Here is a 24,875-nt window from a genome sequence, read left to right as displayed (position 1 = left end):
CCCCCGATGCGCCAGCGTCTCGCCGCCGTCGTTGCAGCACTCTGCGTCGCGCCGCTCGCCGCCGCGTGCAGCGACGATACGTCCCAAGCCCGCGCGAACGCGAACGCCGACACGTCGCCCGCGTCGCTGCAAGGCGGCGCCGCGAACGCGTTCAACGGCGGCGCGACGGCGGCCGGCAATGCGCCCGCGGGCGCGAGCGCGCCGCTAGCGACGCCCGTGATCCACTACCCGCCCGAAGACAGCGCCGACGACGCATCCGGCGCGACGGCGGCATCCGCGCAACCCGCATCGAATCCTGGCTGATCGCTTTTTGCCGCGCCCTCTTCCCCGCAGAGCCAAAGGTGAAAACATGACGTCAGAAAGCCGCCGCCGTTTCCTGCATGCCGTTGCGCAATCCGCGAGCGCCGCCGCCGCGCTCACCGTGTTTCCCGAATCGATCCGCCGCGCGCTCGCGATTCCCGCCGCGTCGCGCACGGGCACGATCCGCGATGTCGAGCACATCGTCGTGTTCATGCAGGAGAACCGCTCGTTCGACCATTACTTCGGACACCTGCGCGGCGTGCGCGGCTACAACGATCGCCTCCCGATTCCGCTGCCGAACGGCAAGCCCGTCTGGTATCAGCCGTCGAAGGCGGACCCGGGCAAGCCGGTGCTGCCGTTTCGCCTGAACACGCTGACGACGAGCGCGCAATGCATCGGCGACCTCGATCACTCGTGGTACAAGACGCACGCGGCGATCGACGGCGGCCGCTATGACCGGTGGCCCGCGAACAAGACCGACATGACGATGGGCTATCACGTGCGCGAGGACATCCCGTTCCACTACGCGCTCGCCGACGCCTTCACCGTCTGCGACAACTACTTCTGCTCGCTGCCCGGCCCGACGCATCCGAACCGCTCGTACCTGATGACGGGCACCGTCGACCCGACCGGCAAGTACGGCGGCCCGCTTCTCGACAACAGCGATTATGTCGACGGCGACGTGCCGCCAAAATACGATTTGCTCACGTGGACGACGTACCCCGAGCGCCTCGAGGCGAGCGGCATCTCGTGGCAGATCTATCAGCAGGGCACGACGGGCGCCGATCCGCTGAACGGCAACTACGGGACGAACATCCTGCAGAACTTCGCGAACTTCATCAACGCGAAGCCGGGCTCGTCGCTGTATCAGCGCGCGCAGACGGCGCGCACGCTCGACGATCTGAAAGCCGACGTGCTCGCGAACAAGCTGCCGCAGGTGTCGTGGCTGCTGCCGCCCGCCGCGTTCTCCGAGCATCCGAAATACACGCCCGCATACGGCGCGAACTACACGTCACAGATCCTCGACGCGCTGACGTCAAACCCCGACGTGTGGCGCAAGACCGTGCTCTTCATCATGTACGACGAGAACGACGGCTTCTTCGATCACGTCGTGCCGCCGCAGCCGGCGACGACGCGCGCGCAGGGCCTGTCGACCGTCACCGTCGACGGCGAGATCCACGACGTCGTGAACCCTGGGCGCGGCGGCAGCTACACGGCCGACGGCCTGCCGTACGGCCTCGGCCCGCGCGTGCCGATGACGGTCGTGTCGCCGTGGACGAAGGGCGGCTTCGTGTGCTCGCAGGTGTTCGACCATACGTCGGTGATCCGCTTCATCGCCGCGCGCTTCGGCATCGACGAGCCGAACATCACGCCGTGGCGCCGCGCGGTGTGCGGCGATCTGACGTCGGCATTCGATTTCCGCACGCCCGACGCGACGCTGCCGACGCTGCCCGATACGAGCAACTATCGGTCGATCGCCGATCAACTCTGCTCGACGAAGCCCGCGCCGACCGTGCCCGCCGCGCCGAGCCCCGTCGATCCGCAGGAGCCCGGCGTGCGCCCGGCGCGCGCGCTGCCTTACGAGCTGCACGTGAACGCATCGGTGCACGGCGGCGCGCGCCTGCGGATCGAGTTCGCGAATCGCGGCGAGCAAGGCGCGCACTTCTATGTATATGCAATGAATCGCAGCGACGGCCCGTGGCGCTACACGGTCGGCGCGCACCGCTCGCTGCACGACGAGTTCGATCTCGCCGCGACGAACGGCGCGTATGCGTTCGCCGTGCATGGTCCAAACGGCTTCGTGCGCCGCTTCGAAGGCGTCGCCGCCGCCGAGGGCCACGGCAGGCATGCGGCTGCGCATCCGGAAGTGAAGGCGGGCTACGACGTCGCGAACGGCAACCTGTATCTGAAGCTCACGAATCACGGCGGGCAGAGCGTGCAACTGACTCTCGCCGACAACGCGTATGGCGCGTCGCCGCGCCAGATCACGCTGCACGGCGGCGACGAGCGGGTCGAGCAATGGGCGCTCGCATCGAGCCATCACTGGTATGACGTGACGGTATCGGACGGCGCGAACGGCAAGTTCACGCGCCGCTTCGCGGGGCACGTCGAGAACGGCAAGTCGAGCTATTCCGATCCGGCCGCGGTCGCCCCCGTCACGAACTGACGATTCGGAAGCCGGGCGACGGCATGCGTGGGCGGATGCCGTCGTCCTGTTGATTCGTTCAGTCGATTCGGTCGGGCGTACCCGGTCCGTTTCGATGCGGTCGAAAACACGTTCGGCGAGACATTCGGCGCTGCACATCCGGACAAATAGCGGGAAAACAGCATCAAGCGGCATCAAGCATGCCTCAAGAATGCCTCAGGCCGCCGTCACGAGCCGCTCCGGCACGAGTGAGCCGAACGCCGGCGCATCGTCGTCGCGAAACCTGAGCGGTGCCGCGCAGTGCACGAGCGTGTCGACGAAGTATTTCGCGCGCGGCCACGGACCGTAGCCCGCCGCGGCGTTGATGTGCCCCGCGTCGCCGAGATTGACGAACGCGCTGCCGAGCCGGTGCGCGAACTCGCGCGCGTCGGCAAGCGTCATCCACGGGTCGCTTTCGCTGCCGACCACGATCGACGGCACGGTGAGGCGCCGCGCGTCGAAATCGCCCGCGAACGCGAACTTGCGCGGATTCGCCGGCGCGACGAACAGCACGCCGACGACGTCCGCTCCTCGCGCATCCGCCGCCGATGCGTGCCGCGCCAGCGCATGAGCGGTCGCGAGGCAGCCGAAGCTGTGCGCGGCGAGCACGAACGGCCCGCGCTCGCGCGCGAGCAGATCGCCCACCTTCCGCGCCCAGCGCTCGACATGCGGCGCGTCCCAGTCGTCCTGCTCGACGCGCAGCGCGCGCGCGAACTGTCTCTCGAGCCAGGTCTGCCAGTGCGCGCCTTCGCTGCCGTGCAGGCCTGGCACCGTGACGAGCCGCGGCGGCCACGTCGATTTGCTGCATGAGCGCATGTGTCCCTCGCGAAGCTAGGAGCCTGCGCCGATTGTCGCGTGCGCGCCGCGCGCGGCGAACCAATTTTTTGTGCTTTGCATTTCCCCGCTTTGCGACGCAACGCACGGCAAAACCGTAGAATGAGGGCTTCCCTTCAGGAGACGATGCATGTCCGCCACGCCGCGCGGCGCGTTGCGCCCGTTTCATCTCGCATTTCCGGTCACGAGCCTCGAGCACGCGCGCCGCTTCTACGGCGGCCTGCTCGGCTGCCCGGAAGGCCGCAGCTCCGATCGCTGGGTCGATTTCGATTTCTTCGGACATCAGCTCGTCGCGCATCTCGCGCCTGACGAGACGGGCCGCTCGGCCGTCAGCCCGGTCGACGGCGACGACGTGCCGGTGCGCCATTTCGGCGTCGTGCTGTCGATGGACGAATGGCACGCGCTCGCCGACAGGCTGAAGGCAGCCGGCACGCGTTTCGTGATCGAGCCGCACATCCGCTTCAAGGGCGAAGCCGGCGAACAGGCGACGATGTTCTTCGTCGATCCGTGCGGCAACGCGCTGGAATTCAAGGCGTTCGCCGACATCGGCCAACTGTTCGCGAAGTAGACGCATGCGCATTCTGCTCTACACGCCGCATCGGGACGCGCAGGACTGGAAGCGCGACATCGAGCGCGCGCTGCCCGGCGCGCAGTTGCGCGCCTGGGCGCCGGGCGACAACGCGAGCGCCGATTACGCGCTCGTCTGGCGCGCGCCGCGCGAGTTCTTCGCGCCGCGCGCCGGTCTGAAGGCGGTGTTCAACCTCGGCGCGGGCGTCGACGCGATACTCTCGCTCGAGCGCGCGCATCCGGGCCTGCTGCCGCGCAGCGTGCCGCTCGTGCGCCTCGAGGACGCCGGGATGGCGCGGCAGATGGTCGAATACGCGACGCACGCGGCGCTGCGCTATCTGCGCCGCTTCGACGAATACGCGCTGCTGCAGCGCGAGCGCCGCTGGCAGGTGCTCGAGCCGCATTCGCGCGAGACCTTCGTCGTCGGCGTGCTCGGGCTCGGCGCGCTCGGCGCCGAAGTCGCGCGCGCGCTCGCCGCGCTCGGGCTGCCGGTGCGCGGCTACAGCCGCGCGCCAAAGACGCTCGACGGCATCGCGACGTTCGCGGGCGCCGCGCAGCTCGACGCATTCCTGTGCGGCGTGAAGCTGCTCGTGAACCTGCTGCCGAGCACGGCGAGCACCGATGGCATCCTGAACGCGCGCACGTTCTCGAAGCTCGCGCACGGCGCGTATCTCGTGAACCTTGCACGCGGCGCGCATCTCGTCGAAGCGGATCTGCTCGACGCGCTCGCGAGCGGCCGCCTTGCCGCCGCGACGCTCGACGTGTTCGCAACCGAGCCGCTGCCGGCCGAGCACCCGTTCTGGCGCGAGCCGCGAATCGCGATCACGCCGCACTGCTCGGCCGATACGCTGCGCGCGGAGGCGGTCGAGCAGATCGCCGCGAAGATCGGCGCGCTCGAACGCGGTGAGCCGATCGGCGGCGTCGTCGACCGCGATCGCGGCTACTGATCGCGGCCCGCCAACGCGCGCCGGACAACCGCATGCCCCACATTCATCAGAAGACAGGAATCAGGAGACTCGGATGACGCTCCCCCAATCCGTGAAGATCGTCGAAGTCGGCCCGCGCGACGGGCTGCAGAACGAGCAGGCGTTCGTGCCGACCGGCGTGAAGATCGAACTCGTGAACCGGCTGTCGCGCGCCGGGTTTCGCAACGTCGAGGCGGCGTCGTTCGTGTCGCCGAAATGGGTGCCGCAGATGGCCGACGGCGCTGACGTGATGGCCGGCATCGAGCGCCGCGCGGGCACGATCTACTCGGCGCTCACGCCGAACCTGAAGGGCGTCGAGAACGCGCTCGCCTCGCGCGCCGACGAAGTCGTGATTTTCGGCGCGGCGAGCGAAGCGTTCTCCCAGCGCAACATCAACTGCAGCATCGCCGAGAGCATCGCGCGCTTCGAACCCGTCGCGCGCGCGGCACAGGACGCGGGCGTGCGGCTGCGCGCGAGCGTGTCGTGCGCGCTCGGCTGCCCGTATCAGGGCGACGTGCCGATCGAGGCGGTCGTCGATGTCGTCGAGCGTCTTGCCGCGCTCGGCTGCGACGAGATCGACATCGCCGACACGATCGGCGTCGGCACGCCGGGCCGCACGCGCGCGGTGCTCGACGCGGTCGCGAAGGCGTTTCCGCGCGAGCGGCTGTCGGGCCACTTCCACGATACCTACGGGCAGGCGCTCGCGAACATCTACGCGGCGCTCCTCGAAGGCATCGCGATCTTCCACGCGTCGGTCGCGGGCCTCGGCGGCTGCCCGTACGCGAAGGGCGCGACGGGCAACGTGGCGACGGAAGACGTGCTGTACATGATGCGCGGGCTGAACATCGACACGGGCGTCGACCTCGATCAGGTCGTCGCCGCCGGCGATTTCATCTCGAATGCGATCGGCCGCGCGAACGTGTCGCGCGCGGGCCGCGCGCTGCTCGCGAAGCAGCGCGCGGCCACCGAGCCGCCCGCCTGCGCGTGACGCGCGCGGGCGCCCATTCACCCCACTCCACGAGGATGCGAAGCGCACTCATGGCTACCCCCGCCCCCATCGACAAGCTTCCCGATTCCGCCCGCCGCGTCGCGTTGCTGCTGCGCGAGCGCGGCCATGCGAAGGGCATCGTGATGCTCGAGGAAACCGGCAAGACGTCGGCCGAAGCCGCCGCGGGCCTCGGCTGCTCGGTCGCGCAGATCGCGAAGTCGATCCTGTTCCGGCGCCGCGCCGACGGCGCGCCGGTGCTCGTCGTCGCGAGCGGCGCGAACCGCGTCGACGAAAAGAAAGTCGCCGCGCAGGTCGGCGAAGTCGGCCGCGCGGACGCAAAGTTCGTGCGCGACAACACCGGCTACGCGATCGGCGGCGTGTGCCCGATCGGCCATCTCGTCGAGCCCGTCATGCTGATCGATCGCGACTTGCTCGAACTCGACAGCCTGTGGGCGGCGGCGGGCCACCCGCACGCGGTATTCAACCTGTCGCCGCAGGAGCTCGTGTCGCTGACTGGCGCGCCGGTCGCCGACGTCGCGCAACGCAGCGACGCATGAGCGGCGACCTAATGGAAACGCACGGCGCGACGCCCGCCGAGTGCGCGCCGGGCGCGGCGCCCGCCCTCGATGCGGCGACGCATGCGCCGGCCACCGCGCGCACGGACGCAAGCGCCAACGCCACGGCGGCAAGCGCCGCTGCGCAACACGCAGTGCCGAATGCGGGCGTGCCGTCACCATGCACGAACGTCTGCCGGATCGATGCGGGGACCGGCTGGTGCGAGGGCTGCCGCCGCACGCGCGACGAGATCGCCGGCTGGCGCAAGCTCGACGACGACGCGAAGCGCACCGTGCTCGCGCGCATCGCCGCACGACGGGCCACATAAGCGGTGCGCATCGAGCGCGTGCCGCGCACGCAAAAAAAAACCGTCCGACCTGACAGGCGAACGGCGTATCGAATGAGAATTCTGTGGACGTGATCAACGTCACTGCGCATCATACGAGCGCCCTCGCTGCACCGCATCAGGAGTTTCCCTACAACTTTCTTGCGCGTGTCGGAATGTCGCAGCGCGCGCTCGCGCTCACATTCGCATTCGCGCGGCGCGTTCAGCCGCGCGCCGCGACGCTTCGCGCCGGCGCGATCCGCCATCCGAGGTTCACGCCCGCCGCTGCGAGCAGGATCAGCGCCGCGCCGAACACCTGGCTCCACGCGAGCGCCTGTCCGAACGCGATCCGGTCGACGACGATCGCGACGACCGGATAGACGAACGACAGCGCGCCGATCGTCGCGGTCGGCAGCTTCTGGATCGCGCCGTACAGCAGCACGTACATGATCCCCGTGTTGACGACGCCGAGCACGACGAGGTCGAGCCACTGCCCCGCCGTCGCGGGCAGCGCGTCGTAGTGGACGAACGGCGCGAGCGCGAGCACGCCGACGCCCGTCTGGAACAGCGCGAGCAGATGCGGCGGCGTGCCCTTCAACCGCTTCGTGACGATCGACGACACCGCGTACAGGAACGCCGCGCCGAGCGCGAGCGCGACGCCCTCGAGATACTCGCCGGGCACCGCGAGCACCGCGGGCTCGACGCGCACGACGAGCGCGAGCCCGCCGAACGCCAGCACGAGCCAGGCGACGGCCGACGCGGTGAGCCGCTCGCGGAACACGATCGCGCCGAGCGCGACGAGCATGAACGGCTGCGTGTTGTAGACGGCCGTCGCCATCGAGATCGACGCGCGCGAATACGCGGCGAACAGCAGCGCCCAGTTCGCGACGATCGCGATGCTGCCGATCAGCGCGAGCGCGGCCGTGCGCTTCGTCAGCAGATCGCGGCGCAGCAAGCCGAGCGCCGCGCAAATGATCAGCATCGTCGCGCCGCCGAACAGGCAGCGGAAAAATACGACATTCATCAGATGCTGCCGCGACGACACGACGAGCCAGCCGATCGTGCCGGACATCAGCATCGCGACCACCATTTCGAGCGCGCCGCGGCGCGTGTCATGCGAAGCCAGGATCGAAGCCATGTGAGTTCTCGCGAGAAGAAAGCCTGACTTCGATTCTAGGGACTTGATTCGGGCATCTCCATCGATAAACTGAGCACAAAGCGTCTTTCCACCTTTGAAAAGAAGGTTGCCATGCAAAAACGCCTTTCCACACCGCCACCCGTGGCGGGCGCGCTCGATGCGATCGACCGCGAACTGCTGCGCACGCTCGCCGACGACGCGCGCCAGCCCGTCAGCGAGCTCGCGCGGCGCGTCGGGCTGTCCGCGCCGAGCACGGCCGACCGGCTGCGCCGGCTCGAAGCGCAGGGCGTGATCGCGCGCTTCACGGTCGAGCTCGATCCGCGCGCGCTCGGCTACACGCTGCAGGCAATCGTGCGCGTGAAGCCGCTGCCCGGCCAGTTGCATCTCGTCGAGGAGTTGCTGCGGCGGATTCCGGAATTCGTCGAATGCGACAAGGTGACGGGCGACGACTGCTTCGTCTGCCGGCTTTATCTGCGCTCGATCGAACAGCTCGACGGGATACTCGCGAAAGTGACCGAGCGTGCGGAAACGAGCACGTCGATCGTCAAGTCGACGCCCGTCGCGCGGCGATTGCCGCCGCTTGCGCCCGAAGAAGATTGACGCGCGCGCGTCGCGCCGTCGATCGCCGCCGCCTGCGCGGCGTCGGCGTCACGCCGCCTCGCGCGCCTCGAAGAACGAGACGATCTCGTCGATCAGCGCGACGGGCGCCTCTTCCGGAATGTAATGCCCGCATGCGAGCGCGCGGCCGCTCACGTCGCGCGCGACGCGCCGCCATTCGTCGAGCGGCTCGAAGCAGCGCGCGACGACGCCTTGCTCGCCCCACAGCACGCGCAACGGGCACGCGAGCTTGTGCCCGCGCTCGAGATCCGCGCGATCGTGATCGAGATCGATCGTCGCCGACGCGCGATAGTCCTCGCACATCGCATGCACCGCGCCCGGCTGCCGCAGCGCGTCGCGATACGCGTGCAATGCCTCCGTCGAAAACGGCGCGAGCCCCGCCGAGCGATTGCCCATCACCGCCTCGACGTACGCGTCCGAATGGCCGCCGATCAGCGTCTCGGGCAACGGCTCGGGCTGGATCAGGAAGAACCAGTGGAAGTACGCGGTCGCGAATGCGCGATCGGTGCGCTCGTACATCGCGAGGGTCGGCGCGATATCGAGAAGCAGCATCCGCTCGACCGCGTCCGGATGATCGAGCGCCATCCGGTGCGCGACGCGCGCGCCACGATCGTGCGCGCACACGTAGAAGCGCGAAAAGCCGAAGTGGCGCATCACGGCGACCTGGTCGGCCGCCATCGCGCGCTTCGAATACGGCTCATGCCGCGCATCGCTCGGCGGCTTGCCCGATGCGCCGTAGCCACGCAGATCGGTGGCGATCACCGTGAAATGTCTGGCGAGCGTCGCGGCGACGCGATGCCAGATCATGTACGTTTGCGGGTGCCCGTGCAGCAACAGAAGCGGCGGTCCCGCGCCTCCTTTGACGCCGAAGATGTCGACGTCTTGCGCCGTGACGCGAAACGGCGCGAACTCCTCAAACGGCATGGTCTTGTTCTCTCGGATTGTTGTGCTCGTTATTGTAGGAGCGCGATCGACTCGCCATCGCAGCCGCCCCCGCGCAAAGCGTAGAAACAGAGCACTCATTCGACAGCCGTGCGGCGGCGCGTTCGTCGAAGCGCGTCTATAATGGCACGACCGTTCGTATTAATTCATCGCGGGCGCGCAGTCGGCACGACACTCCCATAACATATCGACAGCGCGCGACGCGCGTCCGCAAGGGCGGCGCGACGCGACGAATTTCATGCATCCGCCGCGCTCGCGGCGACGATTCAGGAGACACCGCATGGCCCTGCCCGCCGTCCTGCAAAACCTCGCGCTGCCCGTCATCGCGTCGCCGATGTTCATCGTCAGCTATCCGGAACTCGTGCTCGCGCAATGCAAGGCGGGCATCGTCGGCTCGTTTCCCGCGCTCAACGCGCGCCCGGCCGAATTGCTCGACGAATGGCTCACGCAGATCCAGGCGCAGCTCGCCGAGCACAAGGCCGCGAACCCGGACGCCGTGATCGGGCCGATCGCCGTGAACCAGATCGTCCATCAGTCGAACGTGCGGCTCGAGCACGACATCCGCGTGTGCGTCGAGCACAAGGTGCCGATCTTCATCACGAGCCTGCGCGCGCCGGCGCGCGAGATCGTCGACGCGGTGCATAGCTACGGCGGCATCGTGCTGCACGACGTGATCAACCTGCGGCACGCGCAGAAGGCGCTCGAAGCGGGCGTCGACGGCCTCATCCTCGTGGCCGCCGGCGCGGGCGGCCACGCGGGCACGACCTCGCCGTTCGCGCTCGCCGGCGAAGCGCGCAAGATCTTCGACGGCCCGATCGTGCTGTCCGGCTCGATCGCGAACGGCGGCTCGATCCTCGCCGCGCAGGCGATGGGCGCCGATCTCGCGTACATGGGCACGCGCTTCATCGCGACACAGGAAGCGCACGCGGTGGACGCGTACAAGCGCGCGATCCTCGACGCGAAATCGGCCGACATCATCTACACGAATCTCTTCACCGGCGTGCACGGCAACTACATCCGCGAGAGCATCGTGAACGCGGGGCTCGATCCGGACGCGCTGCCCGAATCCGACAAGACGAAGATGAACTTCGGCGGCGACAAGGCGAAGGCGTGGAAGGACATCTGGGGCGCGGGCCAGGGCGTCGGGCTGATGGACGACGTTCCGTGCGTCGCGGAGCTCGTCGCGCGCCTCAAGCGCGAATACGACGACGCGAAGGCGCGCCTCGGGATTCGCGCGTAACCGGGCCCGCCGCATGGTCCGAACGTCGCGGCGCTCTCGCGGGCGAACGCGAAGAACGAGAAGCGGTAAACAACAAAACCCTCGCGATGCGAGGGTTCGTCTTCAGTCTGATGCGGACCGCACGGTCCGCTTTTTTTCGTCGCTACGCGGCGCGCGCGGCGCCCGCGCGCGTCATCCGAGCCGCTTCATCCGCGGCATCGCGATCTGCCGCAGCCGCTCGTCGATCGACGGGCACAGCGACTGGCCGGCGAAGCGATCGGCGAGGAAATCGACGAACGAGCGCACCTTCGCCGACACGTGCCGGCGGCTCGCGTACACCGCGTAGATCGGCAGCTCGCGCGGCGGCAGCGCATCGAGCAGCAGCGGCACGAGGCGGCCGGACTCGATGTCCTCGCCGACCACTTCGGTGCCGAGGAGCGCGATGCCCGCGCCGCCCAGCACCGCGACGCGCAGCCCTTCGAGATGATTGACGATCACGTTGCCCGACAGCGGCACACGCGAAGCGGCCGCGACGTCGGAGATCGCCGCGTCGATCAGCGTCTCGTTCGGCTCGCGGCGAATGAAGCTGTGATGCTGGAGATCGGCGATCGTCGCCGGCGTGCCGTGCTTCGCGAGATAGTCGGGCGACGCGACGAGCACGATGTGCGCGGTCGCGATCTGCCGCGCGACGAGCGACGACGATTTCATGCCCGTGGGCGCCGCGCGCACCGCGACGTCGTAGCCTTCGTCGATCAGCTCGACGACGCGATCGGACAGCGTGATCTCGACCGTCACGTCGGCGTAGCGCTGCGCATACGACGTCACCGCGTCCATCACGTGCCGCAGCCCGAACGCGGACAGCGACGTCACGCGCAGCCGCCCTTGCGGCACGACGCTCGCGGCGCCCACCGCCTGCCCGGCCTCGTCGAGTTCGGTGAGCGCCTGCACGAGCCGCTCGTAGTATTCGCGTCCCGCCTCCGTCGGCGCGACGCGGCGCGTCGTGCGATGCAAAAGACGCGCGCCGAGCTGGTGCTCGAGATGCATCACGTGCTTGCTCGCCATCGCCGCCGACATCTCCATGCGTTCGGCCGCGCCGACGAAGCTGCCAACTTCGACGACATAGCGAAACACATTCATGCTGACGAGGGTATCCATCCGAAATGCTCGCAATCGAGAGGAATTATGCAATCGCAAGCAACTGTAACAAAGCTGGTGAATTGAAAACGTCAAAAAAGGCAAAACGGCGCCGCTAATGTGACGCCGCTCACTTTTCCCTGCATCGCCCGGGCGGCGCGCGCCCGGCACCCCATTCGTTAGAACTTCGCACGAATTCCCGCGCCGAACGTGTCGCCGCTCGACATGCCCGAGTAGCGATCGTTCATGTAGGCGGCATACACGTCGGTGCGCCTGGACAGCGGATAGTCGTAGCCGAGCGCCCATGTGCGATGCGTCTGATCGAGCCCGCCCGAATCGCGCGAATATGCGTACGACGCGAGCGCGCTGCCCGGCCCGAGCGGCACCGACACGCCGCCTTGCGCGGTGTTCACGTGCCAGCTTCCGGCGTTCCGCTCGTTCTTCGTATACATATATTGCGCGTAAATCTTCGCAAGCTTGAAGTCATACGACAGGCCGACCTGCGCGACGCCCTGGCTCTTCATGCCGGACACGAGCGCGCCGAGGTCGCCCGGGCCGCCGTTGAAGTTCACGTATTGATAGACCGCCGTCGCCGCGAACGGGCCGTTCGAATAATTCAACTGGCCGCTCCACTTCTTCGAGCGGTTGTCGCCCGCCGTGTTGCCGAACGCGTACATCGCGGCCGCGTTGAAGCCGCCGAAGCTCGGGCTCGTGTAGTCGATCGCGTTGTTCCAGCCCGAATCGCCGACGACGCCCTGATCGGTCGTGTACGTCGGGAACGTGCCGAGCCCGAGGAACACGTGGTACACCATCGGCGAGAACACGTACGAATCGATGAACGGATTGAAGAGGATCGTCGAGATGAAGAGCTGCGTCGTCAGACGCCCCGCGCGCACGGTGCCGTACGGGGTCGCGAGTCCGACGTATGCGTTGCGGCCGAAGAACGTGTCGCCGTCGAAGCGGCCGTAACGGCCGTTCTGCGCGCGAAAGAAATCCTCGAGCGTGAAGATCGCCTGATAGCCGCCGCCGAGATCCTCGGTGCCGCGCAGCCCCCAGTACGACGTCGACATCCCGCCGCCCTGCACGCCCCACGCGCGCTGCCCGCCCGGGAATTTCTGCGCGCCGATCCATTCGTCGACTTGCCCGTAGAGCTGAACGCTCGATTGCGCGCGAGCGCCCGATGCGCCCGCGGCCAGCGCCGCGACGGCGACGCACGCGAAAGTGGTTTGCAGCGCGCGGCTGACGGTTGACTTCATGTGATCTCCAGATTGTCGTCCAACGGAAGCGAGGCGAACGGGCGGGCGACGCCAGGAAGACGCGATGCCGTTCGGGGGGCGTCGCCATCTTCCCGAGCCATTTTTCCGGTCAAAAAAGGAGGGACTTATTGCGGATATAGCGTCAGCGTTAACTTCCCGGCGATTTGTCGGGTGTCGGCGATCGGCTCACCGGTTTCAAACTGACGAACGGCTTTCCTGCGCGCGCGGAACGCGCGCCGGCGACGATCGCGGGCGGCGGTTCGAACGCGGAGAAAACGCCGGCGTGCGCGCGTCGTCCTCGCAACGAGGCGCGAAAGATAGCGTAATCAAGGAAATGCGAGGCAGGATTTCGCGCGAGTGTCGCGGATTTGCATCAGCCGGCGGCGAGCGCGGCCGCCGGCCCGGCGCTCAGTTGCGGTAGAACGGCGCGAAAAACGGCACGCGCGGGGCTTCGTCCTGCCTCGGCGCCGGCGCGGGACGGCCGCCGCGCTCCTCGTTGTAGCGCGCGACGTCGGCGCGGATCGAGCCGGCGCGCATCGGCAGGTTGGCCGAGCCCGGCGCGTGCGGCGCCTGGCGCGCCTCGGCGCTGATCGGCCGGTACGGGTTTTGCGCCGCGTAGCGGCCATACGACGGCGTCGGGCGCAGCCCCCAGCGCTGGCGATAGCCGTTCACGCCGATCCGCGCGTCGCCGCCGTGCGGCGCCGCCTGCAGATAGCCGGGCGCGCTGCGCCAGCCGCCCCCGCTGCCCGCCATGTACGGCGCGCCGCCGCGCCCGCTGCCGAAACCGGGCCCGCCGCCGTGCGGCGGCTGCGCGAAGGCGAGCGTCGCTGCGAGCGCGCACATCGCGCCCGCCGCCCATTGCCCGATCTTCCGTACTGCCCGTTCCGTCATCATGATTGGTCTGCTGCTGGCTTTTTTGCCCGCGCGCGCACCTGAATCGCGCGCAAGCCTTTCAGCGGTAATTTATGGGCGAGGCGAAAACGTGTCGAGCGCAAAAGTGTTAGACCAAAAGCATCGGTGTAACACCGTGTTACTGCACGGCTTTTGCCGATCCCGCATACGTTTCCGGCGCATGCGCGCCGCCCGTTTTCGACCGTTTCCGCCGTAAGGTTCCAATGTGCCGGCAGCGTGCATCGGCATGCATTTAAATCATCAATCGATTCTTCGAATGAATTTGCCTATTCAATCGCCGGCCGCGACAATATCAGGCCGACAACCGCCGCGCCGCCCGCGGGCCGCCGGCGCTTCCACCGCATTCGATCGAGACCCGAGATGGCGCGCTCCCGCTTCGTTCCCGACAACTTCACGCTCGCGCTCGTCGGCACCGTCGTGCTCGCGAGCTTCCTGCCGTGCCGCGGCGCAGCCGCGCACGCATTCAACTGGGCGACCGACGTCGCGGTCGGCCTGCTGTTCTTCCTGCACGGCGCGAAGCTGTCGCGCGAGGCAATCATCGCGGGCGCGACGCACTGGCGGCTGCACGCGGTCGTGCTGCTCAGCACGTTCGCGCTGTTCCCGCTGCTTGGCCTCGTGCTCAAGCCCGTGCTCACGCCGCTCGTCACGCCCGCACTGTACGCCGGCGTGCTGTTTCTCTGCACGCTGCCGTCGACCGTGCAATCGTCGATCGCGTTCACGTCGATCGCGAAGGGCAACGTGCCGGCCGCCGTCTGCTCGGCGTCCGCATCGAGCCTGCTCGGCATTTTCGTCACGCCGGCGCTCGTCGGCGTGATGGTGTCGACGCAGGGCACGGGCGCGACCGCGTCGCCGTGGAGCACGATCGGCGCGATCGTGATGCAACTGCTCGTGCCGTTCATCGCCGGCCAGTTGCTGCGGCCCGTGATCGGCCGCTGGATCGAGCGCAACCGCGGCGTGCTGCGCTTCGTCGATCAGGGCTCGATCCTGCTCGTCGTCTACGTCGCGTTCAGCGAGGCGGTGAACGAAGGGCTCTGGCACCAGATTCCGGCGACCGCGCTCGCGGGCCTCGTCGTCGTCAACGTCGTGCTGCTCGCGATCGCGCTCGCGGTCACGACGATCGTCAGCAAGCGGCTCGGCTTCAACCGCGCGGACCAGATCACGATCATCTTCTGCGGCTCGAAAAAGAGCCTCGCGGCCGGCGTGCCGATGGCGAAGGTGATCTTCGCCGCGCACGCCGTGGGCGCGGTCGTGCTGCCGCTGATGCTGTTCCATCAGATCCAGTTGATGACCTGCGCGGCGCTCGCGCAGCGCTGGGGCGCGCGCGATACGAGCCGCGAGCGGCCCACGGGCGCGCGTGGCGGCCGGCCGCTTGGCTCGGGCGCGAGCGCGGCGAAGCGCTGAGCGACGGGCGCGGCGAAGCGGGCTGCTTCGGCCGCGCCGCCGCCTCCCCGGCGGCCGACGCCCCAAAGCGGGGCGTCGCTTCACGAAAAATTCATTCAACCCTGGTTCCGCGACGCCGTTAAGCCGGCTTCTCGTCACGGCCCGGCGCGTCACGAGCGCGGCGCGCCGCTTCCGGAACCACCCGATGAACACCACCCGCCTCACCGTCAAGACCCGTCTGCGCGCCCTCGTCGCGGTCGTCGTCCTCGTGCTCACCGCCGCCGGCGGCATCGGCCTCGCCGGCGTCGCGCGCGTCGGCGACGCGCTCGCGCACGTCTTCGAAGATCGCGCGAAGACGCTGCAGCGGATCTCGTCGATCGACGAGCTCGTCACGCAGACGCGCTACGCGGTCGGCGACGCGGTGCTCGATCCGTCCGCCGCGAAAACGGAGGCGGTCGCCGCGGCGTCGGCGCGCGACATCGACGCGATCGATCGCCTGCTCGCCGACTTCCGCGCGACGCCGCGCGCCGGCGCCGAGCGCGAGCAGGCCGAGCGCCTCGCCGCCGACTGGGCGACGTTGCGCGACAAGGGCATCCGGCCCGCGGTCGATCTGCTCAAGGCGAACAACCTGTCCGAAGCGCAATGGGTCGTCACGCAGACGCTCGATCCCGTCGCGCAACGCGTGAAGGGCGAGGCCGCGCAACTGCGCCAGGGGCAGCTCGAGGCCGCGCAGCGCGCGTACGATCGCGCGCGCGGCGTCGCGCGGCTCGTCCAGTGGGCGGTCGCGCTCTGCGTGCTCGCGGGCGTCGCCGCCGTCGCGATCCTGTGCGCGGCGATGGCGCGCGCGCTCGCGCGACAGTTGGGCGGCGAGCCCGACTACGCGGCGAGCGTCGCGAACGAGATCGCGTCCGGCAATCTCGCGCTCGACGTGCGCGCCGCCGGCGCCGCGTCCGGCAGCGTGCTGCATGCGATGCACGCGATGCGCACGCGCCTCGCGGCGACGATCGGCACGCTGCAGCGCGCGGCCGACGCGATCGCGCACGCGACGTCCGACATCGCGCACGGCAACCACGACCTGTCGCGCCGCACCGACGAACACGCGGCCGGCCTGCAGCAGACGGCGAGCAGCATGGAGCAGCTCGCGGCGACGGTGCGCACGAACGCGGATCACGCACGCCAGGCGAGCTCGCTCGCGCTCGCCGCGTCGACGCAGGCCGAGCAGGGCGACGCCGCCGCGCGCGATGCGATCGCGCGGATGGAGGCGCTGTCGGTGCGCTCGCGGCAGATCCGCAGCATCTCGTCGACGATCGAGGGCATCGCGTTCCAGACCAACCTGCTCGCGCTGAACGCGGCCGTCGAGGCGGCGCGCGCCGGTCAGGCGGGGCGCGGCTTCGCGGTCGTCGCGCAGGAAGTGCGCGGCCTCGCGCACCGCAGCGCGCAGGCGGCGAAGGAGATCTCGGCGCTGATCGCCGACGTGACGGGCGAAGTCGAGCTCGGCGCGGACACGGTGAAGGCCGCGGGCGGCACGATCGTCGGCATGCTCGCGTCGGTGCGGCAGGTCGCGACGCTCGTCGACGAGATCTCGCACGCGTCCGACGAGCAGCGCAGCGGCATCGATCAGGTGAACCGCGCGGTCGCGCAGATGGATGAGATGACGCAGCACAACGCGCTGCTCGTGCAGAAGGCGGCGAGCGCCGCGGGCGCGCTCGCCGGCGAGGCGGCCGCGCTGCGCGAGGCGGCCGCGATCTTCCGGGTCGCGGCGTAAGCGCCGCCCGCCTCGGCGCAATCGCCTTGTTTAGTATTTTTAGTAAACGATTATGGCTGTATTTACCGTTTATACATAAGCACTTATAAGCCGATTCCGCGCAATGCCGGAGCGTTTTGCGGCGATTTTTACTATACAATCGCCAACACTCTAAACATCCCGGCTCAAAACGATGGGCACCACCATTCGCGACGTCGCGCAGGCGGCCAACGTGTCGATCGGCACCGTGTCGCGCGCGCTCAAGAATCAGCCTGGCCTGTCCGAGGCGACGCGCGCGCGCATCGTCCAGATCGCGCACCGCATGAACTACGATCCGACGCAATTGCGCCCGCGGATCAAGCGGCTCACGTTCCTGCTGCACCGCCAGCACAACAACTTCGCGACGACGCCGTTCTTCTCGCACGTGCTGCACGGCGTCGAGGACGCATGCCGCGAGCGCGGCATCGTGCCGACGCTGCTGACGACGGGCCCGACCGACGACGTGCTCCGCCAGATGCGCCCGCACGCGCCCGACGCGATCGCGGTCGCGGGCTTCATGGAGCCGGAGACGCTCGAAGCGCTCGCCGCGACGGGCCGGCCGCTCGTCCTCATCGACATCCGCGCGCCCGGCCTGCGCTCGATCAACGTCGACAACGCGGGCGGCGCGGCGCTCGCGATGCATCACCTGTTCGCATCGGGCCGCCGGCGCGTCGCGTTCATCGGCGGCTCGCTCGCGCACTACAGCATCGCGCAGCGCGCGCTCGGCTATCGCCGCGCGTTCTTCGACGCGGGCATGCTGTTCGATCCGTCGCTCGAGCTGTCGATCGACACGAGCCTCGGCCCCGACGCCGGCGCGGCGAACGCGATGCGGCAGTTGCTCGACGCGGGCGGCCCGCTGCCCGACGCGGTGTTCGCATACAACGACGCGGCCGCGCTCGCCGCGATGCGCGTGTGCGTCGAGCGCGGCGTGCGCGTGCCCGAGGACATCGCGTTCGTCGGCTTCGACGACATCCCGGCCGCCACGCACGCGGCGCCGCCTCTCACGACGCTCGCGATCGACAAGGAGGCGCTCGGCCGGCAAGGCGTCGAGCTGCTGCTCGCCGATTCGCCCGCGCAAACCGAACTCAGCCTCCCCGTGCGGCTCGTCGCGCGGGCCAGCAGCGCGGGCGCCGCACGCACGCCGCGCGCCCTCACCCCGGTACTCGGATCATGACGACCTCAGCCACGCCCGCTCCCCGCCCGGCTCCCGGCGCGCCGCACGCCACCGCGCCATACGTCGCGAGCTTCCGCGACCCGCAGTTCCTCATCGCGCATGTCGAGGACACGCTGCGCTTCTACGCGCCGCACGCGTTCGACCCGACGGGCGGCTTCCACCACTTCTTCCGCGACGACGGCAGCATCTACGACCGCACGACGCGCCATCTCGTCAGCAGTTGCCGCTTCGTCTTCAACTATGCGATGGCGTACCGCCACTTCGGCGACGCGCGCGATCTCGACCACGTGCGCCACGGGCTGCGCTTTTTGCGCGACGCGCACTGGGACGCCGGGCACGAAGGCTACGACTGGGAGATCGAATGGCGCGACGGCGAGAAGCGCGCGACACGCGACGGCACGCGCCACTGCTACGGGCTCGCGTTCGTGCTGCTCGCGGCCGCGCATGCGGCAATGGCTGGCGTCGAAGAGGCGAAGCCGCTCATCGCGCATACGTTCGACCTGATGGAGCATCGCTTCTGGGATCGCGCGGCGGGCCTCTACGCGGACGACGCGACGCCGAACTGGACCGTGTCGAGCTACCGCGGCCAGAACGCGAACATGCATGCGACGGAAGCGCTCCTCGCCGCATACGAGGCGACGGGCCATCTGACATATCTCGATCGCGCGGAGAAGATCGCGACGAACATCGTGCAGCGGCAGGCCGCGCTGTCGCAGGGGCTCGTGTGGGAGCATTTCCACGCGGACTGGTCGATCGATTGGGAATACAACAAGGAAGACAGCTCGAACATCTTCCGGCCGTGGGGCTTCCAGCCCGGCCACCAGACCGAATGGGCGAAGCTGCTGCTGATTCTCGAGCGTCACCGCCCGCTCGACTGGCTCGCGCCGCGCGCGATCGAGCTGTTCGACGCGGCGTTCTCGCACGCGTGGGACAGCGATCACGGCGGCCTCTGCTACGGCTTCGGGCCGGACTACACGGTGTGCGACCACGACAAGTACTTCTGGGTGCAAGCGGAGAGCTTCGCGGCGGCCGCGCTGCTCGCGCAGCGCACCGGCAGCGAGCGCTTCTGGGACTGGTACGACGAGATCTGGCGCTATAGCTGGGCGCACTTCGTCGATCACCGCCACGGCGCATGGTACCGGATCCTCACCTGCGACAACCGCAAGTACAGCGACGAAAAGAGCCCGGCCGGCAAGACCGACTACCACACGATGGGCGCGTGCTACGAAGTGCTGCACGCGCTCGCGTCGACACGCGACGACGGCGGTCGCGGCGCGCGCGCGGGCGACGGCGCGGGGGGCGACGGCCAGGCCGCGCCCGCTGCGCGCGGCAACGGGCACGGTGGCAACGCCAGGAACGACGGCAGCAACGACAACAGCGACAAAGGCGACGGCGCCGCGCGCCGCCGCAACGGAGAAGTTCGATGAGCGCAGGATTTCCGCAATTCGTGTCGGCGGGCGACATTCTCACCGACATGGTCCGCACGGGCGGCGCGCACTGGACGTCGCGCCCGGGCGGCGCCGGCTGGAACGTCGCGCGCGCGGTCGCGCGGCTCGGCGCGCCGAGCGCGTGCGCGGGCGCGGTGGGCCGCGACTGCTTCTCCGACGAGCTGTGGCGCGAAAGCGAGGCGGCCGGCCTCGATCTGCGCTTCCTGCAGCGCGTCGAGCGCGCGCCGCTCCTCGCGATCGTCCACGAGACGCAGCCGCCCGCCTATTTCTTCATCGGCGAAAACAGCGCCGATCTCGCGTTCGATCCGAAACGGCTGCCCGACGGCTGGCGCGAGCATGTGAAGTGGGCGCATTTCGGCTGCATCAGCCTCGTGCGCGAGCCGCTCGCGTCGACGCTCGTCGCGCTCGCCGCGGAGCTGCGCGAAGCGGGCGTGAAGATCAGCTTCGATCCGAACTACCGGAACCTGATGACGGACGGCTACCGGCCGACGCTCGCGAGGATGGCCGAGCTCGCCGATCTGATCAAGGTGTCCGACGAAGACCTGTGCCACCTGTTCGCGGGCGATGACGAAGCAAGCGCGATCGCGCGGCTGCGCGCGCTCAATCCGCATGCGGCGCTGCTCGTCACGCGCGGGCCCGACACGGCGACGCTCTACGCGGGCGGCGAGACGCTCGACGCGCAGCCGCCGCGCATCGAGGTCGCCGATACGGTCGGCGCGGGCGACGCGACGATCGGCGGCCTGCTGTTCAGCCTGATGACGGTGCCGGAGCGCGGCTGGCGCGCGCATCTGTCGTTCGCGCTCGCGGCGGGCGCGGCGGCGTGCCGGCACACGGGCGCGCACGCGCCGACGCTCGACGAAGTCGTCGCGCTCGTCGCGGCGTGACGCGAGCGCCGGCGGCGCGGCGCGCCGCCCGATGCCGTCTTCGGGCGCCCGCTCCCGGCCGCCCATGCGCGCGCGGCCCCGCTCGCCCGCCGCGCGTTTTTGCCGCCGCTGAAAGCGCGGCGTCGGAATGCTACGATGGGAGCGTCCTTTCTCGGGAGAGGCATCATGGACGGCGGCAACACCTACACGAAGGGCCTTTACACGGCCAAGGCGCACACCCGCAAGACGGATAACGGACGCTTCCAGGGCTACGTGATCCTGTCCCGGGACGAAGGCGGCACGCCCGACAACACGCTCTACGAGGTCGAAGCGACGAGCGCGAACGAGGCGGAAGCGTTCGACGAAGCGAAGGCGCTCGCGCACCGGATTCTCGGCGAGCTCGAGCTGTAACGCGAGCGCGGGCGGCGCGGTGCGCGACAGGCGGCCGGTTGCGCGCACGCCCGCCGCGCCCGGGCCTCGGGTCGTCCGAACGCGGCGTCGGCCGCCCAGGCGCCGGCGTCACCAGAGCCGCGCGATCACCGACACGATGCCCATGATCACGAGCGTCGACATGAACGGAAACGGATAGACGCGCGAGCCGAGCCGCAATGTCACGTCGCCCGGCAGCCGCCCGACGCCGAGCTTCGCGAGCCACGGCCACGCGCGCGCGAGCACCATCACGGCGATGAACGTGGTGAGCAGCCAGCGCAGCATCGCGTCGCGTCCGGCCGGCTACAGCGTGTGCGAGCGGTCGCCGCGCGCGAACGCGTCGAGCGTGCCGCCGATGCCGCGCGAGAACGCGATCACCTTGAAGAGCTCGCCCATCTCCGCCTCGGAAATCAGCTTCTGCACCGCGTTCGCGGCGGGCAGGAAATGCTGCGCGTCGGACGGGTCGATTTCGGCGAGCACGTCGGTGATGCCCGCGTTCAGCAGGAAGCGCGCCTGCGACGTATAGCCGAGCAGATCCGCGCCCGCGCCGACACCCGCCTCGTAGATCGCGCTGAATTCGACGTGCGCGGTGATGTCCTGCAGCCCCGGATAGACGAAAGGATCGCCATGCGCGCGGTGCCGGTAGTGGCACATCAGCGTGCCCTGCGCGCGCTGCCGGTGATAGTACTCGTGACCCGGAAAGCCGTAGTCGATGAAAAACGCCGCCCCGCGCCCGAGCATCGCGCAGGCCGTGCGCACGAACGCCGCCGCCGCCTCGTGCGTCTCGGTCACGTAGCCTTCGTCGGCGTCGAGTTCCGCGAGCCGCGCCGCGTCTTCGGCGCGCGCGAGCGGCCGGTCGGCGAACACGAACGCGCCCGCGTCGTCGACCGACACGCCGCGCTCGCGCCAGCCGTGCGCCTGTTTCGCGACGAGTTGCACCGGCATCGCGTCGAGCACTTCGTTGCCGACAACGACGCCCTCGAAGCGCTCGGGCAGCGCATCGAGCCAGCGCACGCGCGCGGCGAGACCGGGCGCGTGCGCGGCGAGCGTCTCGCGCTGACGCGCGCGCAGTTCGCCGGACAAATCGACGATCGCATATTCGTCGAGCTCGACGCCGAGCGCGGCGAGCGCGTTCAGCAACCCCGCCGCGAGCTTGCCCGTGCCCGCGCCGAATTCCATCACGCGCCGCGTGCCGCTCGCGCCGAGCGCCTGCGCGACGGGGCGCGCGAGCGTCCGCGCGAAGAGCGGCGACAGTTCGGGCGCGGTCACGAAATCGCTGCCGTCGTCGGCGCGCCGGCCGAATTTCTGCGCGCCGCCGCTGTAGTAGCCGATGCCCGGCGCATACAGCACGCGCTCCATATAGCGCGAAAACGGGATCCAGCCGCCCGCCGCGGCGATTTCGGCGCGCAGCGAAGCGGCGAGCGCGTCGGACTGCGCGAGCGCGTCGGGGCCGGGAACGGGTAAACTAGCGGGTTCGTGAGCTTTCGGATTCATCCCGGCATTGTAAATGACCGCCCCAGCCGACACCTGCGACACATCCGCGGCCCGCTCCGCGCGGGTCGTGCTGATTACGGGCGCCGTGCAGACGGGCGCCGTGCAAGCGGGCGCCGCCGAAGCCGCGCGGGCGAGCGCGCAGCAGACGCCCGCCGCCGCGCGGCCCGCGCCCGGCACCGCGGCCGTCGGACACGCGCTCGCCGTCGGCTTCGCGCGACGCGGCTGGGACGTCGCGCTCGCGGCCGCCGCGGGCGACGAAGCCCGCGCGGCCGCCGCGCTCGCCGTCGAAGTCGAGGCGCTCGGCCGCCGCGCGGCGGTGCTCGTCGCCGATCTGTCCGTGGAAGCGGATGTCGCGCGGCTCGTCGCCGCCTGCGACGCGGCGCTCGGCCGGCCGACCTGCGTCGTCGCGCAGGCCGCGGGCGTCGCGGACAACGCGCACGACGTCGGCTACGCGTCGCTCGCGGGCGCGATGGCGCGCGGCGTCGCCGCGCCGCTCGTGCTCGCGCGCGCGCTCGCCGACGCGACGCCCGACGCCGCGCGCGATGACGAGCGCGAGCGCGCGGTCGTGATCCATCTGCTGGACGAGACGCTGTTTCATCCGGCGCCCGAGCGCCTGTCGCACTCGCTCGCGCAAGCCGCGCTGCACCGCGCGACGACCGCGCAGGCGCTCGCGCTCGCGCCGAAGGTGCGGGTCGTCGGCCTCGCATGCGGGCGTGCGCCGCGCGCGCGCGACATCGCCGACGCCGCGTGCTATCTCGCGGACGCGCCCGGCGTGACGGGCGCGACGCTGACCGTCGACGGCGGCGAGCATCTCGCGCCGCCCGCGGACGAACGGAATTGACGGGCGCGGCCCCGTGCGGACATCTCGACGCCGCGCCCGGCCGCGCCCCTTTGCATGCTTCACCCTTTGACTGGAACGACCATGTTTGCCGCCCTCCTGCATCCCAGGCTCGCCGATTGCCGCAGGCTCTACCTGCGCAATCACGAGGTGTACATGAACATCGGCGCCTTCGAGCACGAGAAGCGCGGCGAACAGCGCGTCGTCATCAACGTCGACCTGTTCGTGCCGCTCGCGCTGACGACGCCAGTCGAGGACAGGCTGCGCGAAGTCGTCGACTATGATCTGATGAAGCAAAACGTCGCGCAGTGCGTCGCGCGCGGCCACATTCATCTGCAGGAAACGCTCTGCGACGCGATCGCAACGAGCCTGCTCGCGCACGACGCGGTGCGCGCGGTGCGCGTCTCCACCGAAAAGCCGGACGCCTATCCCGATTGCGACGCCGTCGGCGTCGAAGTATTTCGCATCAAGGACGAGGAGCGAGCATGAATGCGCCCCACACCCCGCATCTGAACGAAGCCGACGCGGCCGCCGCCGTCGAAGCGAACACGGCCGAGATCGGCCGCCGCGCGCTCACGCGCCGCGAGCAGAAGGAAGCGTACGAGAACAACAAGCTGTTCAAGCGGCTCGTGCGCCAGGTCGGCCAGGCGATCGGCGACTACAACATGATCGAGCACGGCGACAAGGTGATGGTCTGCCTGTCGGGCGGCAAGGACAGCTACGCGCTCCTCGACATCCTGCTGCGGCTGCGCGAGCGCGCGCCGATCGATTTCGACATCGTCGCGGTGAACCTCGACCAGAAGCAGCCGGGCTTTCCGGAGCACGTGCTGCCCGAGTACCTGACGAAGATCGGCGTGCCGTTCCACATCGAGAACCAGGACACGTACAGCATCGTGAAGCGCCTCGTGCCCGAAGGCAAGACCACCTGCTCGCTGTGCTCGCGGCTGCGCCGCGGGATCCTGTACCGCGTCGCGGGCGAGCTCGGCGCGACGAAGATCGCGCTCGGCCACCATCGCGACGACATCGTGCAGACGCTGCTCCTCAACATGTTCTACGGCGGCAAGCTGAAAGGGATGCCGCCGAAGCTGCAATCGGACGACGGCAGGAACGTCGTGATCCGTCCGCTCGCCTACGCGAAGGAAACCGATCTCGAGAAATACGCGGAGCTGCGCGAATTCCCGATCATTCCGTGCAACCTGTGCGGCAGCCAGCCGAACCTGAAGCGCGCGGAAATGAAGGCGCTGATCCGCGATTGGGACAAGCGCTTCCCGGGCCGCGTCGACAACATGTTCAACGCACTTGCGAACGTCGTGCCGTCGCACCTGATGGACGCGCAACTGTTCCCGTTCGCCGGACTGCGCGCGACGGGCGAAGCCGATCCGAACGGCGACATCGCGTTCGACGAGGACCCGTGCGGCACCGACGCGCTCGCGCCGGGCGGCGCGAAGTCCGTGTCGATCGTGCAGTTCGACGATCTGTAATCCGTCATTCCCGGCGCGCGCCGCCGTTGAACGAAACGCACGCGTAA

At 69.3% G+C, this 24,875-nt stretch carries 26 protein-coding genes; 18 read left to right on the top strand and 8 right to left on the bottom strand.

Annotated features, from left to right (window positions below; all coding sequences use genetic code 11):
• Positions 1–6: 6 nt before the first annotated feature.
• Together WS92_RS12755 and WS92_RS12750 are read left to right on the top strand one after the other, a co-directional pair.
• Positions 7–303, top strand: coding sequence for a hypothetical protein (locus tag WS92_RS12755; RefSeq protein ID WP_059930501.1), 297 nt, complete (start codon positions 7–9; stop codon positions 301–303).
• Positions 304–349: 46 nt separating this feature from the next.
• Entirely contained in the window at positions 350–2,467 is a 2,118-nt protein-coding gene (locus tag WS92_RS12750; RefSeq protein ID WP_059930503.1) for a phosphocholine-specific phospholipase C, read from the top strand.
• Between the two features lie 195 nt (positions 2,468–2,662).
• On the opposite strand, the gene WS92_RS12745 is transcribed toward WS92_RS12750, so the two are convergent.
• Complete coding sequence (locus WS92_RS12745; RefSeq protein ID WP_059930505.1) at positions 2,663–3,301, bottom strand: RBBP9/YdeN family alpha/beta hydrolase; 639 nt, start codon at positions 3,299–3,301, stop codon at positions 2,663–2,665.
• 148 nt (positions 3,302–3,449) lie between these two features.
• Between WS92_RS12745 and WS92_RS12740 the strand changes: the two genes are divergently transcribed.
• From WS92_RS12740 to WS92_RS12720, 5 genes are all read left to right on the top strand, one after another.
• Positions 3,450–3,887 (top strand): VOC family protein, encoded by a 438-nt coding sequence (locus WS92_RS12740; RefSeq protein WP_006024305.1) that lies wholly within the window; start codon positions 3,450–3,452, stop codon positions 3,885–3,887.
• Positions 3,888–3,891: 4 nt separating this feature from the next.
• On the top strand, positions 3,892–4,833 hold the full coding sequence (locus WS92_RS12735; RefSeq protein ID WP_059930507.1) for a 2-hydroxyacid dehydrogenase: 942 nt from the start codon (positions 3,892–3,894) through the stop codon (positions 4,831–4,833).
• A 73-nt stretch (positions 4,834–4,906) separates the two neighbouring features.
• Complete coding sequence (locus WS92_RS12730) at positions 4,907–5,839, top strand: hydroxymethylglutaryl-CoA lyase (RefSeq protein WP_009911100.1); 933 nt, start codon at positions 4,907–4,909, stop codon at positions 5,837–5,839.
• 50 nt (positions 5,840–5,889) lie between these two features.
• Entirely contained in the window at positions 5,890–6,396 is a 507-nt protein-coding gene (locus WS92_RS12725; protein ID WP_006024302.1) for a YbaK/EbsC family protein, read from the top strand.
• Complete coding sequence (locus WS92_RS12720; protein WP_059930509.1) at positions 6,393–6,722, top strand: DUF1289 domain-containing protein; 330 nt, start codon at positions 6,393–6,395, stop codon at positions 6,720–6,722. Before WS92_RS12725 ends, WS92_RS12720 begins: the two co-directional genes overlap by 4 nt.
• A 220-nt stretch (positions 6,723–6,942) precedes the next feature.
• On the opposite strand, the gene WS92_RS12715 is transcribed toward WS92_RS12720, so the two are convergent.
• A complete protein-coding gene (locus WS92_RS12715; protein WP_082743596.1) occupies positions 6,943–7,857 on the bottom strand; it encodes a DMT family transporter in 915 nt (304 codons plus the stop codon).
• 111 nt (positions 7,858–7,968) lie between these two features.
• Here WS92_RS12715 and WS92_RS12710 point away from each other — a divergent pair, with 111 nt between their 5' ends.
• Positions 7,969–8,457, top strand: coding sequence for an Lrp/AsnC family transcriptional regulator (locus WS92_RS12710; protein ID WP_015602269.1), 489 nt, complete (start codon positions 7,969–7,971; stop codon positions 8,455–8,457).
• Between the two features lie 48 nt (positions 8,458–8,505).
• Here WS92_RS12710 and WS92_RS12705 read toward each other — a convergent pair whose 3' ends face one another.
• Positions 8,506–9,399, bottom strand: coding sequence for an alpha/beta fold hydrolase (locus WS92_RS12705; protein WP_059930512.1), 894 nt, complete (start codon positions 9,397–9,399; stop codon positions 8,506–8,508).
• Positions 9,400–9,697: 298 nt separating this feature from the next.
• Here WS92_RS12705 and WS92_RS12700 point away from each other — a divergent pair, with 298 nt between their 5' ends.
• A complete protein-coding gene (locus WS92_RS12700) occupies positions 9,698–10,657 on the top strand; it encodes an NAD(P)H-dependent flavin oxidoreductase (RefSeq protein ID WP_059930514.1) in 960 nt (319 codons plus the stop codon).
• A 171-nt stretch (positions 10,658–10,828) separates the two neighbouring features.
• On the opposite strand, the gene WS92_RS12695 is transcribed toward WS92_RS12700, so the two are convergent.
• The 3 genes from WS92_RS12695 to WS92_RS35780 form a co-directional block, all read right to left on the bottom strand.
• Positions 10,829–11,791 carry a LysR family transcriptional regulator gene (locus WS92_RS12695; RefSeq protein WP_015602416.1) on the bottom strand — a complete coding sequence of 321 codons (963 nt, stop codon included), beginning with the start codon at positions 11,789–11,791 and terminating at the stop codon, positions 10,829–10,831.
• A gap of 158 nt (positions 11,792–11,949) precedes the next feature.
• The gene (locus WS92_RS12690; protein WP_059930516.1) at positions 11,950–13,026 is read right to left on the bottom strand and encodes a porin; all 1,077 of its coding nucleotides are present in this window, start codon (positions 13,024–13,026) and stop codon (positions 11,950–11,952) included.
• A gap of 408 nt (positions 13,027–13,434) precedes the next feature.
• Positions 13,435–13,920 carry a hypothetical protein gene (locus WS92_RS35780; RefSeq protein WP_043281943.1) on the bottom strand — a complete coding sequence of 162 codons (486 nt, stop codon included), beginning with the start codon at positions 13,918–13,920 and terminating at the stop codon, positions 13,435–13,437.
• Between the two features lie 378 nt (positions 13,921–14,298).
• Between WS92_RS35780 and WS92_RS12680 the strand changes: the two genes are divergently transcribed.
• The 6 genes from WS92_RS12680 (at position 14,299) to WS92_RS12655 (ending at position 20,997) form a co-directional block, all read left to right on the top strand.
• Positions 14,299–15,339 (top strand): bile acid:sodium symporter family protein, encoded by a 1,041-nt coding sequence (locus WS92_RS12680; protein ID WP_059930518.1) that lies wholly within the window; start codon positions 14,299–14,301, stop codon positions 15,337–15,339.
• 184 nt (positions 15,340–15,523) lie between these two features.
• Entirely contained in the window at positions 15,524–17,083 is a 1,560-nt protein-coding gene (locus WS92_RS12675) for a methyl-accepting chemotaxis protein (RefSeq protein WP_059930520.1), read from the top strand.
• Positions 17,084–17,255: 172 nt separating this feature from the next.
• Entirely contained in the window at positions 17,256–18,275 is a 1,020-nt protein-coding gene (locus WS92_RS12670) for a LacI family DNA-binding transcriptional regulator (RefSeq protein WP_015601005.1), read from the top strand.
• Entirely contained in the window at positions 18,272–19,702 is a 1,431-nt protein-coding gene (locus WS92_RS12665) for an AGE family epimerase/isomerase (RefSeq protein ID WP_006024289.1), read from the top strand. The genes WS92_RS12670 and WS92_RS12665 overlap by 4 nt, the downstream gene beginning before the upstream one ends.
• Positions 19,699–20,607: a carbohydrate kinase family protein gene (locus tag WS92_RS12660; protein ID WP_059930521.1), complete on the top strand. Its 909-nt coding sequence runs from the start codon at positions 19,699–19,701 to the stop codon at positions 20,605–20,607. The genes WS92_RS12665 and WS92_RS12660 overlap by 4 nt, the downstream gene beginning before the upstream one ends.
• Before the next feature lie 165 nt (positions 20,608–20,772).
• Complete coding sequence (locus tag WS92_RS12655) at positions 20,773–20,997, top strand: hypothetical protein (protein WP_006024287.1); 225 nt, start codon at positions 20,773–20,775, stop codon at positions 20,995–20,997.
• Between the two features lie 108 nt (positions 20,998–21,105).
• Here the strand turns inward: WS92_RS12655 and WS92_RS12650 are convergent, their stop codons facing one another.
• Both WS92_RS12650 and WS92_RS12645 read right to left on the bottom strand, forming a co-directional pair.
• Positions 21,106–21,300 (bottom strand): DUF2905 domain-containing protein, encoded by a 195-nt coding sequence (locus WS92_RS12650; protein ID WP_006024286.1) that lies wholly within the window; start codon positions 21,298–21,300, stop codon positions 21,106–21,108.
• 18 nt (positions 21,301–21,318) lie between these two features.
• Positions 21,319–22,509: a class I SAM-dependent methyltransferase gene (locus WS92_RS12645; protein WP_059930524.1), complete on the bottom strand. Its 1,191-nt coding sequence runs from the start codon at positions 22,507–22,509 to the stop codon at positions 21,319–21,321.
• 13 nt (positions 22,510–22,522) lie between these two features.
• On the opposite strand from WS92_RS12645, the gene WS92_RS12640 reads away from it, so the two are divergent.
• The 3 genes from WS92_RS12640 to ttcA all read left to right on the top strand — a co-directional run bounded on the left by WS92_RS12640 (position 22,523) and on the right by ttcA (position 24,828).
• On the top strand, positions 22,523–23,350 hold the full coding sequence (locus WS92_RS12640) for an SDR family NAD(P)-dependent oxidoreductase (protein ID WP_059930526.1): 828 nt from the start codon (positions 22,523–22,525) through the stop codon (positions 23,348–23,350).
• Positions 23,351–23,431: 81 nt separating this feature from the next.
• Positions 23,432–23,836, top strand: coding sequence for a dihydroneopterin aldolase (locus tag WS92_RS12635; protein ID WP_059930528.1), 405 nt, complete (start codon positions 23,432–23,434; stop codon positions 23,834–23,836).
• The gene (gene ttcA / locus WS92_RS12630) at positions 23,833–24,828 is read left to right on the top strand and encodes a tRNA 2-thiocytidine(32) synthetase TtcA (RefSeq protein ID WP_006024282.1); all 996 of its coding nucleotides are present in this window, start codon (positions 23,833–23,835) and stop codon (positions 24,826–24,828) included. The genes WS92_RS12635 and ttcA overlap by 4 nt, the downstream gene beginning before the upstream one ends.
• Positions 24,829–24,875 lie beyond the last annotated feature (47 nt).

Origin of the sequence: Burkholderia sp. MSMB1588, from assembly GCF_001546925.1 — a bacterium.
Taxonomy (GTDB): domain Bacteria; phylum Pseudomonadota; class Gammaproteobacteria; order Burkholderiales; family Burkholderiaceae; genus Burkholderia; species Burkholderia humptydooensis.
The sequence above is the reverse complement of the archived record's forward strand: the minus strand, read 5'-3'. Positions and strand labels throughout refer to the sequence as shown.

Bases quoted from the DNA above. Each gene is read 5' to 3' on its own strand.
- WS92_RS12665 (WP_006024289.1), top strand. From the start codon at position 18,272: ATGACGACCTCAGCCACGCCCGCTCCCCGCCCGGCTCCCGGCGCGCCG.
- WS92_RS12670 (WP_015601005.1), top strand. From the start codon at position 17,256: ATGGGCACCACCATTCGCGACGTCGCGCAGGCGGCCAACGTGTCGATC.
- WS92_RS12690 (WP_059930516.1), bottom strand. From the start codon at position 13,026: ATGAAGTCAACCGTCAGCCGCGCGCTGCAAACCACTTTCGCGTGCGTC.
- WS92_RS12715 (WP_082743596.1), bottom strand. From the start codon at position 7,857: ATGGCTTCGATCCTGGCTTCGCATGACACGCGCCGCGGCGCGCTCGAA.
- WS92_RS12705 (WP_059930512.1), bottom strand. From the start codon at position 9,399: ATGCCGTTTGAGGAGTTCGCGCCGTTTCGCGTCACGGCGCAAGACGTC.
- WS92_RS35780 (WP_043281943.1), bottom strand. From the start codon at position 13,920: ATGATGACGGAACGGGCAGTACGGAAGATCGGGCAATGGGCGGCGGGC.
- WS92_RS12680 (WP_059930518.1), top strand. From the start codon at position 14,299: ATGGCGCGCTCCCGCTTCGTTCCCGACAACTTCACGCTCGCGCTCGTC.
- WS92_RS12695 (WP_015602416.1), bottom strand. From the start codon at position 11,791: ATGGATACCCTCGTCAGCATGAATGTGTTTCGCTATGTCGTCGAAGTT.
- WS92_RS12720 (WP_059930509.1), top strand. From the start codon at position 6,393: ATGAGCGGCGACCTAATGGAAACGCACGGCGCGACGCCCGCCGAGTGC.
- WS92_RS12635 (WP_059930528.1), top strand. From the start codon at position 23,432: ATGTTTGCCGCCCTCCTGCATCCCAGGCTCGCCGATTGCCGCAGGCTC.
- WS92_RS12655 (WP_006024287.1), top strand. From the start codon at position 20,773: ATGGACGGCGGCAACACCTACACGAAGGGCCTTTACACGGCCAAGGCG.
- WS92_RS12735 (WP_059930507.1), top strand. From the start codon at position 3,892: ATGCGCATTCTGCTCTACACGCCGCATCGGGACGCGCAGGACTGGAAG.
- WS92_RS12710 (WP_015602269.1), top strand. From the start codon at position 7,969: ATGCAAAAACGCCTTTCCACACCGCCACCCGTGGCGGGCGCGCTCGAT.
- WS92_RS12650 (WP_006024286.1), bottom strand. From the start codon at position 21,300: ATGCTGCGCTGGCTGCTCACCACGTTCATCGCCGTGATGGTGCTCGCG.
- WS92_RS12700 (WP_059930514.1), top strand. From the start codon at position 9,698: ATGGCCCTGCCCGCCGTCCTGCAAAACCTCGCGCTGCCCGTCATCGCG.
- WS92_RS12725 (WP_006024302.1), top strand. From the start codon at position 5,890: ATGGCTACCCCCGCCCCCATCGACAAGCTTCCCGATTCCGCCCGCCGC.
- WS92_RS12750 (WP_059930503.1), top strand. From the start codon at position 350: ATGACGTCAGAAAGCCGCCGCCGTTTCCTGCATGCCGTTGCGCAATCC.
- WS92_RS12730 (WP_009911100.1), top strand. From the start codon at position 4,907: ATGACGCTCCCCCAATCCGTGAAGATCGTCGAAGTCGGCCCGCGCGAC.
- WS92_RS12675 (WP_059930520.1), top strand. From the start codon at position 15,524: ATGAACACCACCCGCCTCACCGTCAAGACCCGTCTGCGCGCCCTCGTC.
- WS92_RS12740 (WP_006024305.1), top strand. From the start codon at position 3,450: ATGTCCGCCACGCCGCGCGGCGCGTTGCGCCCGTTTCATCTCGCATTT.
- WS92_RS12640 (WP_059930526.1), top strand. From the start codon at position 22,523: ATGACCGCCCCAGCCGACACCTGCGACACATCCGCGGCCCGCTCCGCG.
- WS92_RS12660 (WP_059930521.1), top strand. From the start codon at position 19,699: ATGAGCGCAGGATTTCCGCAATTCGTGTCGGCGGGCGACATTCTCACC.
- WS92_RS12645 (WP_059930524.1), bottom strand. From the start codon at position 22,509: ATGAATCCGAAAGCTCACGAACCCGCTAGTTTACCCGTTCCCGGCCCC.
- WS92_RS12755 (WP_059930501.1), top strand. From the start codon at position 7: ATGCGCCAGCGTCTCGCCGCCGTCGTTGCAGCACTCTGCGTCGCGCCG.
- ttcA (WP_006024282.1), top strand. From the start codon at position 23,833: ATGAATGCGCCCCACACCCCGCATCTGAACGAAGCCGACGCGGCCGCC.
- WS92_RS12745 (WP_059930505.1), bottom strand. From the start codon at position 3,301: ATGCGCTCATGCAGCAAATCGACGTGGCCGCCGCGGCTCGTCACGGTG.